This window comes from Azorhizobium sp. AG788, from assembly GCF_943371865.1.
Lineage (GTDB): Bacteria > Pseudomonadota > Alphaproteobacteria > Rhizobiales > Xanthobacteraceae > Azorhizobium.
In genome coordinates this window covers 123,544-138,363 of record NZ_CALRWL010000006.1, presented here as the reverse complement: position 1 = coordinate 138,363, position 14,820 = coordinate 123,544, and the positions used below count along the sequence as shown (strand labels likewise).

General features: G+C 68.1%; 12 protein-coding genes. 11 read left to right on the top strand and 1 reads right to left on the bottom strand.

Annotation, left to right across the window (positions count from 1 at the left end):
* Window positions 1-151: 151 nt before the first annotated feature.
* Window positions 152-838, top strand: coding sequence for a GntR family transcriptional regulator (locus AAG816_RS06150; RefSeq protein WP_341988673.1), 687 nt, complete (start codon window positions 152-154; stop codon window positions 836-838).
* A 233-nt stretch (window positions 839-1,071) separates the two neighbouring features.
* Window positions 1,072-3,153, top strand: coding sequence for a HAMP domain-containing methyl-accepting chemotaxis protein (locus AAG816_RS06145; protein WP_341988672.1), 2,082 nt, complete (start codon window positions 1,072-1,074; stop codon window positions 3,151-3,153).
* A 56-nt stretch (window positions 3,154-3,209) separates the two neighbouring features.
* On the opposite strand, the gene AAG816_RS06140 is transcribed toward AAG816_RS06145, so the two are convergent.
* A complete protein-coding gene (locus tag AAG816_RS06140; RefSeq protein WP_341988670.1) occupies window positions 3,210-4,115 on the bottom strand; it encodes a LysR family transcriptional regulator in 906 nt (301 codons plus the stop codon).
* Between the two features lie 128 nt (window positions 4,116-4,243).
* On the opposite strand from AAG816_RS06140, the gene AAG816_RS06135 reads away from it, so the two are divergent.
* The 9 genes from AAG816_RS06135 (at window position 4,244) to AAG816_RS06095 (ending at window position 14,819) form a co-directional block, all read left to right on the top strand.
* Window positions 4,244-4,948, top strand: coding sequence for an isochorismatase family protein (locus tag AAG816_RS06135; RefSeq protein ID WP_341988669.1), 705 nt, complete (start codon window positions 4,244-4,246; stop codon window positions 4,946-4,948).
* 43 nt (window positions 4,949-4,991) lie between these two features.
* Window positions 4,992-6,065 (top strand): extracellular solute-binding protein, encoded by a 1,074-nt coding sequence (locus AAG816_RS06130; RefSeq protein ID WP_341988668.1) that lies wholly within the window; start codon window positions 4,992-4,994, stop codon window positions 6,063-6,065.
* An 83-nt stretch (window positions 6,066-6,148) separates the two neighbouring features.
* Window positions 6,149-6,991 carry an ABC transporter permease gene (locus AAG816_RS06125; RefSeq protein ID WP_341988667.1) on the top strand — a complete coding sequence of 281 codons (843 nt, stop codon included), beginning with the start codon at window positions 6,149-6,151 and terminating at the stop codon, window positions 6,989-6,991.
* Complete coding sequence (locus AAG816_RS06120) at window positions 6,991-7,797, top strand: ABC transporter permease (protein WP_341988666.1); 807 nt, start codon at window positions 6,991-6,993, stop codon at window positions 7,795-7,797. Before AAG816_RS06125 ends, AAG816_RS06120 begins: the two co-directional genes overlap by 1 nt.
* Window positions 7,798-7,833: 36 nt before the next feature.
* Window positions 7,834-8,898, top strand: coding sequence for an ABC transporter ATP-binding protein (locus AAG816_RS06115; protein ID WP_341988665.1), 1,065 nt, complete (start codon window positions 7,834-7,836; stop codon window positions 8,896-8,898).
* 36 nt (window positions 8,899-8,934) lie between these two features.
* Window positions 8,935-9,909, top strand: a complete 975-nt coding sequence (locus tag AAG816_RS06110) for a dipeptidase (RefSeq protein WP_341988664.1) — start codon at window positions 8,935-8,937, stop codon at window positions 9,907-9,909.
* Window positions 9,910-9,981: 72 nt separating this feature from the next.
* A complete protein-coding gene (locus tag AAG816_RS06105) occupies window positions 9,982-10,509 on the top strand; it encodes a DUF5943 domain-containing protein (RefSeq protein ID WP_341988663.1) in 528 nt (175 codons plus the stop codon).
* Window positions 10,510-10,603: 94 nt separating this feature from the next.
* Window positions 10,604-13,738: a DUF2169 domain-containing protein gene (locus tag AAG816_RS06100; protein ID WP_341988662.1), complete on the top strand. Its 3,135-nt coding sequence runs from the start codon at window positions 10,604-10,606 to the stop codon at window positions 13,736-13,738.
* Window positions 13,731-14,819: a pentapeptide repeat-containing protein gene (locus tag AAG816_RS06095; protein ID WP_341988661.1), complete on the top strand. Its 1,089-nt coding sequence runs from the start codon at window positions 13,731-13,733 to the stop codon at window positions 14,817-14,819. The genes AAG816_RS06100 and AAG816_RS06095 overlap by 8 nt, the downstream gene beginning before the upstream one ends.
* Window position 14,820: the final 1 nt, after the last annotated feature.

The following is a 14,820-nucleotide window of genomic DNA, read 5'->3' as shown; positions in this document are numbered from 1 at the left end:
AGATTTGCTATGCTGAGAGTCACGAAGCGGCACGGGCGCGCCGCCGCGCGGGGCAGAGCGTCCTTGCGGGGGAGGCGAGCGACGGGCCCGGCGCGTCAGGCGGGCCGCGGCTCGGCCGGAAGATGCCGCCCGAAGGAGGTCACGCGGGTTGATGGATCAGAATTTGCGCGAGCAGGTGGTGCAGCAGGTGCGCTCCGAGATCATCTCCGGCCAGAGCCCGCCGGGCACCATGTATTCGGTGCCGAGCCTGGCGGAGAGCCTCGGCATTTCCACCACGCCGGTGCGTGAAGCCCTGCTGGAGTTGAGCCGCGGCGGGCTCATCGAACCCATGCGCAATCGCGGCTTCAAGGTGGTGGAGCCCTCCGAGGCGGACCTGCGCAATCTGTTCGACCTGCGCGAAGTGCTGGAACTGCACGCCGCCGACGTCGTCGCCCGCAAGTCCGGCGCTGTGCTGGATGACCTCTATCGCCGCGCCGACGACATTGCCCGCGCGGTGCGCGAGGAGGATATGCGGCTCTATCTGGAGGCTGATCGCGCCTATCACCGGGTGCTCACGGCGGCGGCGGACAATCCCATGCTCACGGACATGGTGATGGGCCTGCGCGACAAGATGCGGCTCTACGGCATCACCTCCCGCTCCGGCCTGGCGCGCCAGCAGGAATCCGTGCCCGAACATTATGAGATTGCCGATCTGGCCAAGGCCGGCGATGCCCCGGCCCTGGCCATCCTGCTGCGGCGGCACATCCGCGCCTGGGAGCCGGTGTTCCTGGAGGCCTTGTCGCGCACCGGCAAGGACTTGGTGCGCGAGCCGCTGGTGGCGGCGCGGGGCCGGCGCTGAGGCGCAAGGGCCGAGGGAGGGCGTCGAGGAGGGCGCGGGGCCGGTGCCCGCCGCCGCGGCGGCCCCCCCTGGCCGTGCTGCGATCCGGGCGACGCTTCATTTGGTTGTGCAACGCAGCATGGGGACGGGAGGGTGATGCAACCCTGATGCAAGATAGCGGGCCGAAAACCGGATTATTCGCGATTTGCGCGCCGGAGCGGTGCAGCGCGTCGCGTGTACTCGGGGACACTGCCGTGACGATCAAACGCCTCTTGTCGCTCTCCATCCTGTTCATTGCCGCGATTGCCTGCGCATTGGCCCTCACCATGGCGGTGCGCCAGTATGGTCAGCTGACCGCCAGCGCCAGCGCCGATCTGCGGTTGCAGACCATCCGCGCCCTGGCCGACATTCCCCGGGTGATGAATCCCGAGCGCGGCCTCACCACTTTGGCGATCCAGACCCAGACCAACGAGCAGGCGGCCCGCACCGATCTGCCGGCCTATCGCGCCGAGACCGAAAAGGTACTGGCGGAGATCCGCGCCCGCACCCATGCCACGGTGGGCGAACTGGACGATGCCGACACCCTGGTGGCGGCGGCCAAGGAACTGGAAGCCACCTATCGTTCCATGCGCGAGACCTCGGATGCGGCCATGGCCCAGCCGATCACCGCGCGCGGCACGGCCGCCACCGTGGTGACGGAGAAGATCACCGCCATGAGCATGCTGGCGGCGCGGACCATGAGCACCCAGCTGCGCAAGCTCGCCGGCGTCAATGGCGTCGCCTTCGCCTGGGGCAATGTGGCGGCCACGGTGCTGGACCTGCGCGATTTCGGCGGCCGTCAGGCCGGCATGCTGCAGTCGCTGGTAGCGGCGCACAAGCCGGTGACGCCGCAGCAGCGCACCGACTTCTTCACCCTCCAGGGCCGCGTGGACCAGGTGTGGGGCGCGCTGTGGGGCATGCGCGAGGTGGCCGGCGGCGCCGCCAGCTTCAAGCCGGCGCTGGAGAAGGTGAACCAGGAGTACATCCAGTATTTCGCCGGCATCCGCCAGGAGATGCTGCCCTTCTTCGACAATGGCGAGTTCCCGCTGGACGGCGCCGCCTATCGCGAGAAGACCTTCCGCATGTGGGTGCCGGTGATCGCGCTGCGCGACGCCGCCTTCGCTGGCGCGGAAGCGGCCATCGACAAGGCCACCGACAGCGCTCGCTCCAGCCTCATCCTGTCGCTGGTGGGCTTGCTGGCGGTGGTGGTGGCCGTGGTGGCGGTGCTGCTGCTGGTGTCCCGCCGGGCCATCAAGCCGTTGTTCTCCATGACCGCGGCCATCGGCCAGATCGCCGATGGGCAGCTGGAGACCGAGATTCCCGGCGTTGGGCGCGGCGACGAGATCGGCCAGATGGCCACCTCGGTGCAGGTGTTCAAGGACAGCCTGGTGCGCAATGCCGCCCTGGAAGCCGAGACCATCGCCGCCCGCACCCGCGCCGAAGCGCAGCGGCGCCAGACCATGCAGGAACTGGCCTCCATGTTCGAGGCCACCGTGGGTGGCATCGTTGGGGCCGTGGGCGCGTCCGCTGATGCGCTGAAGGCCTCCTCCCACGTGCTGGCCAAGAGCGCCGACGAGACCGCCGGTCGCTCCAACACCGTGGCGGCGGCGGCGGAAGAAGCCGCGGCCAACGTCAATGTGGTGGCGTCCTCGGCCGAGGAACTGGGCAGCTCGGTGCAGGAAATCCGTCGGCAGGTGGAGCAGGCAGCCGCCTGCTCGCTGACCGCGGTGAACGAAGCCCGCTCCACCGGCGAAATCGTGCAGGAGCTGTCGCAGGCCGCCAACAAGATCAGCGACATCCTGAGCCTGATCTCCAACATCGCCGGCCAGACCAACCTGCTGGCGCTCAACGCCACCATCGAAGCGGCGCGGGCCGGCGATGCGGGCAAGGGCTTTGCGGTGGTCGCCTCCGAGGTGAAGGAACTGGCCAACCAGACCGCCTCCGCCACCGCCGAGATTTCCGGGCAGGTGGGCGCGATCCAGTCCTCCACCGCCAAGGCGGTGAGCGCCATCGGCACCATTGCCGCCACCATCCAGGAGATGAACTCCTATTCCAACGCTATCGCCTCGGCGGTGTCGCAGCAGGGCTCGGCCACCGGCGAGATCGTGCGCAGCGTGGCCCAGGCCTCCGCCGGCACCAGCGAGGTCACCGGCAACATCACCGGCGTCGCCATCACCGCCCAGAGCGTGGGCGCGGCGGCCAGCGAAGTGCTGCATCTGTCCTCGGACCTGTCCAACCAGGCCGCGGCGCTCAGCACCGAGATGGCCCGCTTCCTGGCCACCGTGCGCGCCGCCTGAGGCGCAGGTCTTCGAATTGACGGCAACGGGCGGCCTTCGGGTCGCCCGTTTGCGTTTCAGGGGGGCGAGGCCTCGCCGCCCCAGATGTGCGACAGGAACTCGGTGAACACCCGCACGCTGGGGGACTGGATCGGCGTCGACCACGCGGCGCAAGTGAGCAATTTATCGGACACGTCATCCAGTTCACGGATGACGATGCCGCGCCGCTGCACATTGCGCACGCAACTGGCATAGACGCTGACCCCCGCGCCCGCCGCCACCAGCCCGAAAATGCCCTCCGAGGAGGAGGCCTCCTGCACGATCTCCGGGGTGAAGCCGGCGCGGTGGCAGAGCGAGAACAATTTGGCCCGGAACGCCCCCCAATTCTCCCCCGACCCCAGCACGAACGGCTCGCCGGCCAGATCCGCAAGGCGCAGCGCGCGCACGTTGGACAAAGGATGAGTGATGGGCAGCAGGGCCACATAGCGCTCGGTGTCGAAGGTGTAGCTGGCCATGCCCGGCTGGTCGAACGGGCCGATCATGAAGCCGATGTCGATGCGGTCGGTCAGCAGGGCTTCCTGCTGCTGCAAGGTGGGGATGAAGGACAGTTCCAGCCGGGTGTCCGGCCGGGTGCGGCTGAAGGTGCGCAGGAATTCGGGCAGCCGGCCGTTGATGGCGAAATCCATATAGCCAATGCGCAGCACCCCGGTTTCGCCGCTGGCGGTGCGCCGGGCCACCCGAACGGCCCGTTCCAGCCGCTCCAGCGCCAGGGTGGCCTCGCCGAGGAACGCCTTGCCGGCCTCGGTGAGTTCCACGGTGCGGGTGGTGCGGCGCAGCAGCGGCACGCCCACATCCGCCTCCAGCTCGCCGATGAGGCGGCTCATGCCCGGCTGGGTCATGTTGAGCCGCGCCGCGGCGCGGGAGAAGTGCAGTTCCTGCGCGAGCATGATGAAGCTGCGGAGATGGCGAAGGTCGAAGCGCATGGGCATTCATACCAGTATTGGTATGAAAAATGCGGAAATAAGAATTTCTCCTTCTCGATCCTTTGGCCCCATCGTTCGGATCAAGCGCTCACGCAGAGGGGCGCGGCCTCTCCAGAGGGACGACAGACATGGCCTTCGACGCGGAACTCGACGCAGCCCTGACGGCTGCCTTCAGCAAGGCAAGCGACCTCTACCAGCGCAACGGCTTCCAGCGCCGCGTCGGCTTCGGCCGCCGCCCGGCCTTGATCAATGTGGATCTGGCCAATGCCTGGACCCGTCCCGGCAATCCGTTCACCTGCGAGAATATCGACGAGCAGATCATTCCCGGCGTGCAGGCGCTGCTGGCGGCGTGCCGGCGCAACGGCCACCCGGTTGTGCATGTGACCACCTGCTATCAGGTGACCGACATGAACAGCGACGCCACCGACATGGGGCTGTGGCACAAGAAGATCCCGATCGAGATCGTCGATCAGGCCAAGCCGGAACTGTGGGCCATCGACAGCCGCATCGAGCCGATCAAGGGTGAGCAGGTGCTCATCAAGAAGCGCGCCTCCGCCTTCCACGGCACCTATCTGGCCGGCTTCCTGCGCGCCAACAATGTGGACACCATCCTGGTGACCGGCGTCACCGCCTCCGCCTGCGTGCGCACCACGCTGTGCGACGGCCTGGCGGAAGGCTTCCGCACCATTGCGGTGAAGGAATGCATCGGCGACCGGGTGCCGGGCGCGGTGGCCTGGAACCTGTTCGACATCGACGCCAAGTTCGCCGATGTGGAGCCGCTCTCGCGCTGCATTTCCTATCTGGACGAGGTCGGCACCCGCGCTGCGGCCTGACCTCCGATTGACGCCATCCCCCAATCAAAATCCAGAGGCGGACATGACGACAGCCAAAGACACTTTGTTCGGCACTCCCTCGCGCCGCGCGGTCCTCGCCGGCCTTGGCCTGACGGCCGGCGCCGCGCTGCTCGGCGCGCCCCGCAGCGCAGCGGCCATCGAAGGCACGCTGGTGGTCTCCAACTGGGGCGGAGACTGGAACGAGCGCACCATCAAGTTCGTGGAAGCGCCCCTGGTGGAGAGCCAGGGCATCAAGATCGTGCGCGATCTCGGCATGGAGCCGGAGCGCAAGGCCAAGCTGATCGCCGAGAAGCGGCTCAAGCGCGGCAGCATCGACGTCATCCATATCAATGAGGGCGACAGCGTCGAGCTGAACAGCCAGGACGTACTCTCCGACATCGACTTCGCCAAGGTGGCCAATTATGCCGACGTGGTGCCGGCGCTGAAGTCCAAGCCCTTCTTCGTGCCGTGGCTCTATAGCGGCGTGTCGATCATCTACAACAAGGACAAGGTGCCCAACCCGCCCAAGACCTATGCGGAATTGTGGGACAAGAAATGGGCCGGCAAGATCGGCCTCACCAACCAGCTCTATTTCAACTACATCATGATGGCCAGCCTCATCAAGGGCGGCAATGTCACCAATACCGAAGAGGGCAAGAAGCGCCTGATCGAGCTGAAGGAGCTGACCCAGCCGCGCATCTATGCCGCCCACCAGCAACTGGCGGCGGGCCTTGCCACCGGGGAAGTGGACATCGCGGTCAATTACAAGGCCCGCGGCCTGCAATGGGCCAATGATGGCGCGCCGCTGGCGATCCAGTATCCCGGCGAAGGCGCCATCGCGGTGATGTTCGGCGCCGCTCTGCCCAAGCGCGCCCCGAGCCCGGAGCTGTCGCTGATCTATTTCAACGCCATGCTGGATCCCAAAGCCATGGCGGGCCTCGCTGGCGCCAGCTTCTACGCCCCGGCCAATGCCAAGGCGGAGCTCTCCCCGGAGCTGAAGGCCAAGATCGACTTCACCGCCGCGGAAGCCGCCGCGTTGAAATTCCCGGACTATGAGCACGTGGCCAAGAATACGGCCGAGTGGCTGGAGTGGTGGAACAAGAACATCGCTCGCTGAGCGGCAGAGCGATGTCGGCTTCCACCTTGAATAGTCCCGTCCAGACGGACCGGCCCGCGCCTCAGGCGCGGGCGCGGCGGCGTGTGTCTCCGGCGTTCGGCCTGGCCGCGCCGGGGACGCTGTTCGTGCTGCTGGCGCTGGTGGCGCCTTTGGCGCTGATGTTCCGCTACAGCCTCAACCGCTTCGTGCCGGGGCAGCTGATGGTGGAGGCGCTGACGCTCGCCAACTACCAGAAATTCTTCTCCGACAGCTTCTACCAGGAGGTGCTGTTCACCACCGTGTGGGTGTCGGCGCTCTCCACAGTGCTGTGCCTGCTGGCGGGCTTTCCGGTGGCCTATTTCCTGGTGCGGCACGCCAGCGCCAAATGGAAGCCGCGCCTCTTGATCCTGGTGATCCTGCCCCTCCTCATGGGCAATGCGGTGCGCACCGCCGCCTGGATGGTGATCCTGGGCGACAAGGGCCTGTTCAATGCGGTGCTCACCTTCACCGGCCTGTCGCCGGTGCGGCTGATGTACACCCCGACCGCGGTGGTGATCGGCCTGGTCTCGGTGATGCTGCCGTTCATGATCGTCACGCTGCAAAGCGTGCTGGAGGGCATCGACGAAAATCTGGAGGCCGCCGCCGCCAGCCTGGGCGCGCCCCACGGCGTCGTGCTGCGCCGGGTGGTGCTGCCGCTGGCGCTGCCGGGGCTGCTGGCCGGCACCATGCTGTGCTTCATCCTGTCCATGAATGCCTATGCCACCCCGGTGCTGATCGGCGGGCCGAGCTTCCACATGATGGCGCCCACCGTCTACCAGCAGGTGGCCAAAGCCATGAACTGGCCGTTCGGCGCCGCGCTCGCCTTCGTGCTGATGGCCGTGACCCTGGTGCTCACCACCACCGCCAATGTGCTGGTGCAGCGGCACTATCGACGCTGGAGCGAATGATGGGAGCGATTGGCATCCACCGGCTCTATGCCGCTCTGTCCGCTCTAGTGCTGGCCTTCGTGCTGCTGCCGCTGGGCGCCATCGTCTGGGTGAGCTTCTTCGCCAACCGCATCCTGTCGTTTCCGCCCACGGGCTACACGCTCAGTTGGTACGGGCGGGCGTGGGAGCAGGAGGCGTTCCGCAACGGCTTCATCACCAGCGTGGAGACGGCGCTGTGCGCGGTGGCGATCTCGCTGGTGCTGGGGGTGCCGGCGAGCCTCGCCTTGGTGCGCTATCGCTTTCCGGGCCGGGACGCCATCCAGACCCTGTTGCTGGCGCCGATGATCGTGCCGGGCATTGTCGGCGGCGCGGCGCTGTTCATCGCCTTCATCGAGGTGGAAGTGCTGACCGATTTCGAGATCGCCGGCACGCTGGGCGGGCTGCTGATCGCCCATGGCCTCATCGCGCTGCCCTGGACGGTGCGGCTGGTGACGGCATCGCTGGCCGGCTCAAACCTCTCGTTCGAGGAGGCGGCCGCGTCCCTTGGGGCGGGGCCGTTCACGGTGTTCCGGCGGGTGACGCTGCCGCTGATCCGCCCGGCCATCGTGGCGGCGGCGCTGTTCTCCTTCGTCATCTCCTTCATCGATCTGGAGAAATCCATCTTCCTGGTGGGGCCGGGCCGCACCACGCTGCAGATCGCTCTGGTCTCCTATCTGGAGTGGAATTTGGATTCCACCGTGGCGGCGGTGGCGACCGTGCAGATCCTCATCATCGGCACATTGCTCATCGTCAGCGACCGCTACGCCAAACTGGCCCGCGCCTTCTAGAGCGCGCCCGAAAGCACAGGCAAGGATTTGCCCCCCATGTCCGACGTGATCCTCCAGTCCATCGTCAAGCGCTATGAGCACATGCTGGCGGTGGACCATGTGTCGCTGAACATCGCCGAGGGCGAACTGGTGGCGCTGCTGGGGCCCTCCGGCTGCGGCAAGACCACCACCTTGCGCATGGTGGGCGGCTTCGTGCCGGTGAGCGAGGGGCGGATCATCGTCGGTGGGCGCGATGTCACCGGCCTGCCGCCGCACAAGCGCAACATGGGCTTCGGCTTCCAGAATTACGCGTTGTTTCCGCACATGAGCGTGGCGCAGAACGTCGCCTTCGGGCTGGAGATGCGCAAGGTCACCAAGGCCGACATCGCCCGCAAGGTGCAACTGGCGCTGGAGCGGGTGCGCCTCGCCCATCTGGCCGAACGCCTGCCCAAGCAGCTCTCCGGCGGTCAGCAGCAGCGGGTGGCGTTGGCGCGCGCGCTGGTGATCGAGCCCGACGTGCTGCTGCTGGACGAGCCGCTCTCCAATCTCGATGCGCAATTGCGCCAGGAAATGAAGCTGGAGATCCGCCAGATCCAGCAGTCCCTGGGCATTACCACCATCTTCGTCACCCACGACCAGGACGAGGCGCTCTCGGTGGCCGACCGGGTGGTGGTGATGCGGGCCGGGCGCATTGAGCAGGAGGGCACGCCGGATCAGGTGTTCGCCACCCCGCGTTCGCATTTCGTCGCCGAATTCATGGGCGTCACCAACCTTCTGCCGGGCCGGCGCGAGGCCGACGGTTTCCGCCTCGCCAGCGGCGAGATGGTGGGCGTGGCGCCGGGAAGCGTGGCGCCGGGAACCGCCGAGCCGGGGGAGCTGGCCCTGGCGGTGCGGCCGGAGCGCATCGACTTGCGCGGGCCGGACGGGGAGGGGATGGCGGCGCAGATTGATCTCGCCACCTATCGCGGCCTGGTCATTGACTATCGGGTGAAGGCCGCGTCCGGCCTCACCCTGATCGCCCGCTGCCCGGCCCCCGCCGTGGGCGGCCCGCCGCCCTTGCGCGCGGGGGAGGCGGTGCGCCTGTCCTGGCGGCCGGAGGCGGCGGTGCTGGTGCCGCTCTAGTTTTTCAAACCCCACCGTTTCAAGAGGGAAACGCCCGTGTCCAATCTGCACGACCAACTGATCGTCATCGACGGCCTGATCATTTCCGACTTCAACCGCGCCATCTTCGAGGACATGCGCAAGGGTGGCCTCACCGCGGCCAATTGCACCTGCTGCGTGTGGGAGAATTTCACCGAGACCATGCGCAACATCGCCAAATGGAAGGAGAGCTTCCGCGCCCATGGCGACCTCATCACCCCCGTCTACACCACCGCCGACATCCTGCGCGCCAAGGCGGAGAACAAGACCGGCATCATCCTGGGCTGGCAGAACACCACCGGCATCGAGGACCATCTGGAATATCTGGAGCTGTTCCACGAGCTGGGGGTGCGGATCATCCAGATCACTTACAACACCCAGAATTTCGTCGGCTCCGGCTGCTATGAGAGCACCGACAGCGGCCTGTCCGACTATGGCCATGACGTGGTGGCGGAGATGAACCGCCTCGGCATCCTGTGCGATCTCTCGCACGTGGGGCCGAAGACCTCGGAAGACGTGATCCTCGCCTCCAAGCAGCGGGTGGCCTATTCCCATTGCCTGCCGTCGGGTCTGAAGGAACACAAGCGCAACAAGAGCGACGAGCAACTGCGCTTCATCGCCGACAAGGGCGGCTTCGTGGGCGTGACCATGTTCCCGCCGTTCCTGAAGAAGGGGCCGGACAGCACCGTCGCGGACTATGTGGAGGCGATGGACTATGTGATCAACATCGTCGGCGAGGATGTGGTGGGGGTGGGCACCGATTTCACCCAGGGCTATGGCCAGCCGTTCTTTGACTGGATCACCCATGACAAGGGCTTCGGCCGCAAGCTCACCGACTTCGGCGCGGTGATCAATCCCGAAGGCTTCCGCGAGATCGGCGATTTCCCCAACCTCACCGCCGCCATGGAACAGCGCGGCTGGTCCACCGGCCGGATCGAGAAGGTGATGGGCGGCAACTGGCTGCAACTGCTCAAGGATGTCTGGCGGGCGTGAACCGTTAAGCCTCTTGCGACCACTCCCTTGGTAAGGGAGTGGTCGACTGTTTCCCTGCGTTCAGGAGCCCCCATGGCCAAGCCGGAAATCGAGCTCGACGTGGACCCGGACACCGGGCGCTGGTTCGCCGACCAGATGCCGATGATCCTGGTGCCGCAGCATTTCTACAACAACAACCACTTCGCCATAGAAGCCGCCCTCGGCGCGGAAGCCTATGGCGCGGCGCTGGCGCCCGCCGGGCACAAGTCCGCTTATGTGTGGTGCCAGAAGCAGAGCGAGGTCTATGGCCTCGTCGGCGTGGATGTGTTCGCCCATTATATGAAGCGCCTGTCGCAGCGCGGCTGGGGCAAATTCTCCATCCTGGCCATCGATCCCGCCGCCGGCACCGCCACCGTGCGCCTCGACCATTCTTCGTTTGTGACCGCCGAGACCAAGAACGCCGGGCGCAAGCTCTGCTACATGTTCGCCCCCTGGCTGGCGGGGGCGCTGGAATTCGTCTGCGCTCAAGCCGGTGCGCCGCGCACGCTGGCGTCCCGCGAAGTGCAATGCGCCGCCGAGGGCCACGCTTTCTGCCTCTATGAGGTGACGCCGAAGCCGTGAGTGGCATCGGCGCGCCTGCACGCCACGCGAGCGTCGCACCACTGTAAGACCCCACCTCTACAAGGCATCGTTCAACCTGGATTCCGCAGGACCGATGCCCCTCGTCATCAAGCCGCGCCCGTTGGCGGTGCTCACCAAGGTCGAACGGCGCCGGCGCGGGGCGCAATACCTCGTCACCGTCATGGCGGCGTTCGATCTGGCCGACAGTTCCCGCCTCGATGGCGACCAGGGCTTGTGGGTGATGGCGGCGCAGGCCCTGCCGACCGGCGGGGCGCTGGATACCGGCATGCCCAAGCCCCGGGCCGAACTGCTCATCGGCGGGCGCATCCAGGCCCCCGACAGCGCCGGCCTGCTGCTGGAGGCGCAGGTGGGCGGCCTCACCAAGCGGCTGGCGGTGTTTGGCGATCGCTGGTGGCGGCTGGGGGCCATGGGCTATGAGGCGACGGCGGCGCAGCCGCTGAGCGATCTCCTGCTGGGGCCGGACCGGGCCTTCGGCGGGCCGGGGCACCGGCTCAATCCCGCGGGGCTTGGCTTTGGCGCCGCCGCGCGGATCGGGGACGGCGCGCCAGTGGCGCTGCCCAATGTGGAAGACCCCGCAGCCCTGATCTATGCGGTGGACGACGAACCCGCCCCGGCGGTGTTCGGCCCCATGGATGTGCTGCATCCCGAGCGCGCGCGCCTGGCGGGCACCTATGACCAGGCTTGGGTGGAGCATGTGGCACCGGCGCTGGCCGACGACATCCATCCCGATTTCTTCATGACGGCGCCCCCCGACCAGCGCTTCCCCGCCTATCTGCGCGGCGACGAGCCCTATCGCCTGCGCAATTTCTCCCGCGACATGCCGGACCTGTCCGGTCAGCTGCCGGCGCTGCGCCCGCGCGCCTTCGTGGGCCGCACGGGGCAGGAGTGGGTGGAGCTGACCCTGCAACTGGACACCCTGTGGCTGTTTGCCGGCGCCCGCCGGGGCGTGCTGTGCTGGCACGGCGGCGTGCCCGTGGCCGACATGGACGGCAAGGATGTCACCGATCTGATGCTGGCCTATGAGCGCATGGCCGACCCGCCCCGTTCCCATGCTCATTATGCCGAGGTGCGGCGTCTGCGCACCGACCCTGAAACCGCCCCGCGCTACGCCTTCTCCGAGGGCCAGCTCTCGCCGGAGCCGGACCCCCGTGAGGCAGCGCGCCGCGTCGCCGCCCGCACCACCCAGGCGCGGGACCGTGCCCTGCGGGATGCGGAGGCGACCGATTTCCTGATCTCCCGCCAGTTGGACCGTCTCTCCGTGCCGATGGCGTTGCGGCCGCCGCCGACGACGCCGGACCCGGATCCGCTGCCTTTGCCGACGCCGGAAGACCTGGCGGATGGCGCGTTCGATCTCGGCGCCATGCTGGACGCCATCGAGGCCAAGACCCGCATCGCCCATGAGAGCCTGCGGCAATTGGCGGAACAGGGCCAGCCGGTTCTGGATGCCATGGCGGATCTCAAGCGCCCCGGCGTCGGCACGGCACAGATCGACGCCCTGCTGGCCAGTCTGGCGCCGCTGGGCGGGCCGGACATCGCCGCCAGCCTGGACGAGGCTGCGTCCCAGCGCCCCGCGCCGGCGCCTGACCTCGATGGCGATCCCATGCCGCCCGCCCTCGACACCGCTCTCGCGGCGGCGGCGGTGGCGGGTGATTGGCGCGCGCTCTTGGCCGATGCCCTCCAGGGCGCCGACGACGCGGCGGTGCTGGCCGCCGCCCGCGCCCGCTTCCTGCAACTGCCGGAATCGAGCCCATTGGCGGACGCGCGGGCCAGCCTGGACACCATCGACGCCATCGCCCTGCCGCCCATGCCGGAGCCGCCGGAGGATGCGCGGCCCACGCCGCCGCCGCCCGCCGATGCGGTGGCCGCGCTGCTCGCCTCCCTTGCGGCCAGCCCGGATATGCCACCGGAGCAGGGGGCGGCGCTGGCTGCGCAAGTGGCCGGCGTAGAACGGAAGTTGATCGAGGCCCTGCCGGGCCTGGCGCCGCAAGCGGGCCGCTCGGCGCTGGACCTGCTGCTGGAACAACTGGCCCCGACCGATCCCGCCGCCGCCGATCAAAGCGCCGACGCCCGCATGGCGCAGGGCAAGGGCGACCTGACGCTCGCCCGCGCGGAGATCGAGGCGGCGGAGCCGCGTCTGATGGCCGGCATTGCCGCCTTGCGGCTGAACGCGCCGGAGGCGGCCTATCCGCAGGAGCTGTTCTCCCCCCATGTGGCCCGCACCTTCGGCGATCTGGTGCTGGCGGAAGCCCGCGCCGGCCTGGATCTGCGCGGCCGCGACATGGCGGGGGCGAATTTGGCCGGCGCCGACCTCTCGGGCCTGGACCTGACCGGCGTGTTCCTGGAGGGGGCGAACCTCGCCAATGCGCGGCTGACGGGCGCCCGTCTGGTGGATGCCACCTTGACCCAGGCGCGGCTGGACCATGCGGATCTGTCCCAGACCGATCTCACCGGCGCCAATCTGTGCGGCGTGGATGCCCCGGCGGTGCGCCTCGCCGGTGCGCGGCTGGAGGGCACGCGCCTGATGAAGGCCGGGCTGCGCGGCGCCCGGATGGCGGGCGCCATCCTGCGCGACATCCAGGCGCTGGAGGTGGATCTGGACGGCGCCGACCTCACCGAGGCCCGGCTGGAGGAGGTGATGGTGCTGAAAGGCACCTTGCGCGGGGCGATGTTCGCCCGTGCGCAACTGCGGCAATGCCATTTCCTGCAAGCGGAGATGGTGGACATCGATTTTTCCGGCGCCTTCCTGGATCGCTGCGGCCTGCTGGCGGTGAACGCCCCCGGCCTGCGGGCGGTGGATGCGGACCTGCGCGGCTCCAATTTCGTCGGCAAGGCCGTGCTCACCGGCGCGGACTGTTCCGGCGCGCTGGCCAGCGATTGCAGCTTCTTCGACGCCATTCTGTCTGGCGCCCGCTTTGCTGGCGCGGTGCTGGACCGCACCGCATTCGGGGCGGCGGACCTTGCCGGGGCGAACTTCCGCCTGGCGTCCCTGCGGCGGGTGTTCGCCGATGGCGCCGACCTCACCGGGGCCGACTTCGTCGGCGCGCAGATGATGGAGGCGCAACTGCACCGCGCCAACCTCGTCCGGGCCACCTTGCGCGGCGCCAATCTCTACGGCGCCGACCTCAGCGACGCGGAGCTGGGCGGAGCGGACCTCACCGGCGCGAACCTCACCAATACCGTGCTCGCTCTGGAGACCAGCCATGGGTGATCCCGCCCACGCGGACCTGCTGGAGCACGCCCGCCTGGGCCTGCTGTATGAGGGCGGCGACTTTTCCTTCACCGATTGGACAGAGGCGCCGCCGCTGGCCGGGGTGCGCTGCGTCGGCACCGGCTTTCGCGGCGCGCGTCTCGATCGCACCGCGCCGGTGGATGCGGTGTTCGCGCAATGCGATATGGCCGGCGCCGGCTTTGCCGGGGCGGATTTGCGGGATGTCCAATTCATTGAGTGCGACCTCAGCGGCGCCAATTTCGACGGCGCACAGCTTGCCGCCACCGTGTTCATGCAATGCGCCATGCCCCGGGCGCGGCTGGCGGGCGCGCAACTGAGCGATGCCATCTTCATGAAATGCGATCTGTCGCAGGCGCGGTTTTCCGCCGCCCGCATCGATGGCGCGGTGCTCATGGAGTGCGACCTGTCCGGCGTCGATCTGTCCGAGGTGAGCGCGACGCGGCTGATGCTCACCAAGGCGGACCTGCGGGCCGCCGAACTGGTGGGACTGCGCTGCGACACTGTCCTGCTGGTGGATGCGGATCTCTCCGGTCGCGACCTCACCTCGCTGGTGCTGACGCGGGTGAACATGATGGGGGCGAACCTGACCGGGGCGAACCTTGCCGGGGTGGATCTCTCCGGCAGCTTCATGAAGGGCTGCGGCCTTGCGGGCGCCAACCTCAGCGGGATCACGGCGCCCCAGGCCCATTTCGCCCAGAGCGATCTCACCGGCGCATCGCTGGTGGATGCCAAGCTCAGCGGCGCCAATCTCATGGAGACCCGCCTCGGCCAGGCGGATTTCTCCGGCGCGGATCTGGAGATGGCGGTGATGACCGGCGCCATCGCCCCCGCGGCCCGGTTTCAGGGCGCCAATCTGGCCTATGCGGCGCTGGCCGGGGCGCGGCTGGAGGGGGCGGATTTCACCGGCGCCACCTTCAAGCGCACCGATCTGCATCGGGCCAACACCACCGGCACGCTGCATTTCGGCGCCACCGGCGAGACGCTCGGCACCGATCCCCACCGCGCAGCGGCGGAGCTTTACAATCCCCAACAGGTGCGGCGCGCCGCACCGGAGCGCTGAG

Coding starts and splice junctions, on each gene's coding strand:
- AAG816_RS06140 (WP_341988670.1), bottom strand. CDS start 4,115: ATGCGCTTCGACCTTCGCCATCTCCGCAGCTTCATCATGCTCGCGCAG.
- AAG816_RS06150 (WP_341988673.1), top strand. CDS start 152: ATGGATCAGAATTTGCGCGAGCAGGTGGTGCAGCAGGTGCGCTCCGAG.
- AAG816_RS06135 (WP_341988669.1), top strand. CDS start 4,244: ATGGCCTTCGACGCGGAACTCGACGCAGCCCTGACGGCTGCCTTCAGC.
- AAG816_RS06100 (WP_341988662.1), top strand. CDS start 10,604: ATGCCCCTCGTCATCAAGCCGCGCCCGTTGGCGGTGCTCACCAAGGTC.
- AAG816_RS06095 (WP_341988661.1), top strand. CDS start 13,731: ATGGGTGATCCCGCCCACGCGGACCTGCTGGAGCACGCCCGCCTGGGC.
- AAG816_RS06105 (WP_341988663.1), top strand. CDS start 9,982: ATGGCCAAGCCGGAAATCGAGCTCGACGTGGACCCGGACACCGGGCGC.
- AAG816_RS06130 (WP_341988668.1), top strand. CDS start 4,992: ATGACGACAGCCAAAGACACTTTGTTCGGCACTCCCTCGCGCCGCGCG.
- AAG816_RS06120 (WP_341988666.1), top strand. CDS start 6,991: ATGGGAGCGATTGGCATCCACCGGCTCTATGCCGCTCTGTCCGCTCTA.
- AAG816_RS06115 (WP_341988665.1), top strand. CDS start 7,834: ATGTCCGACGTGATCCTCCAGTCCATCGTCAAGCGCTATGAGCACATG.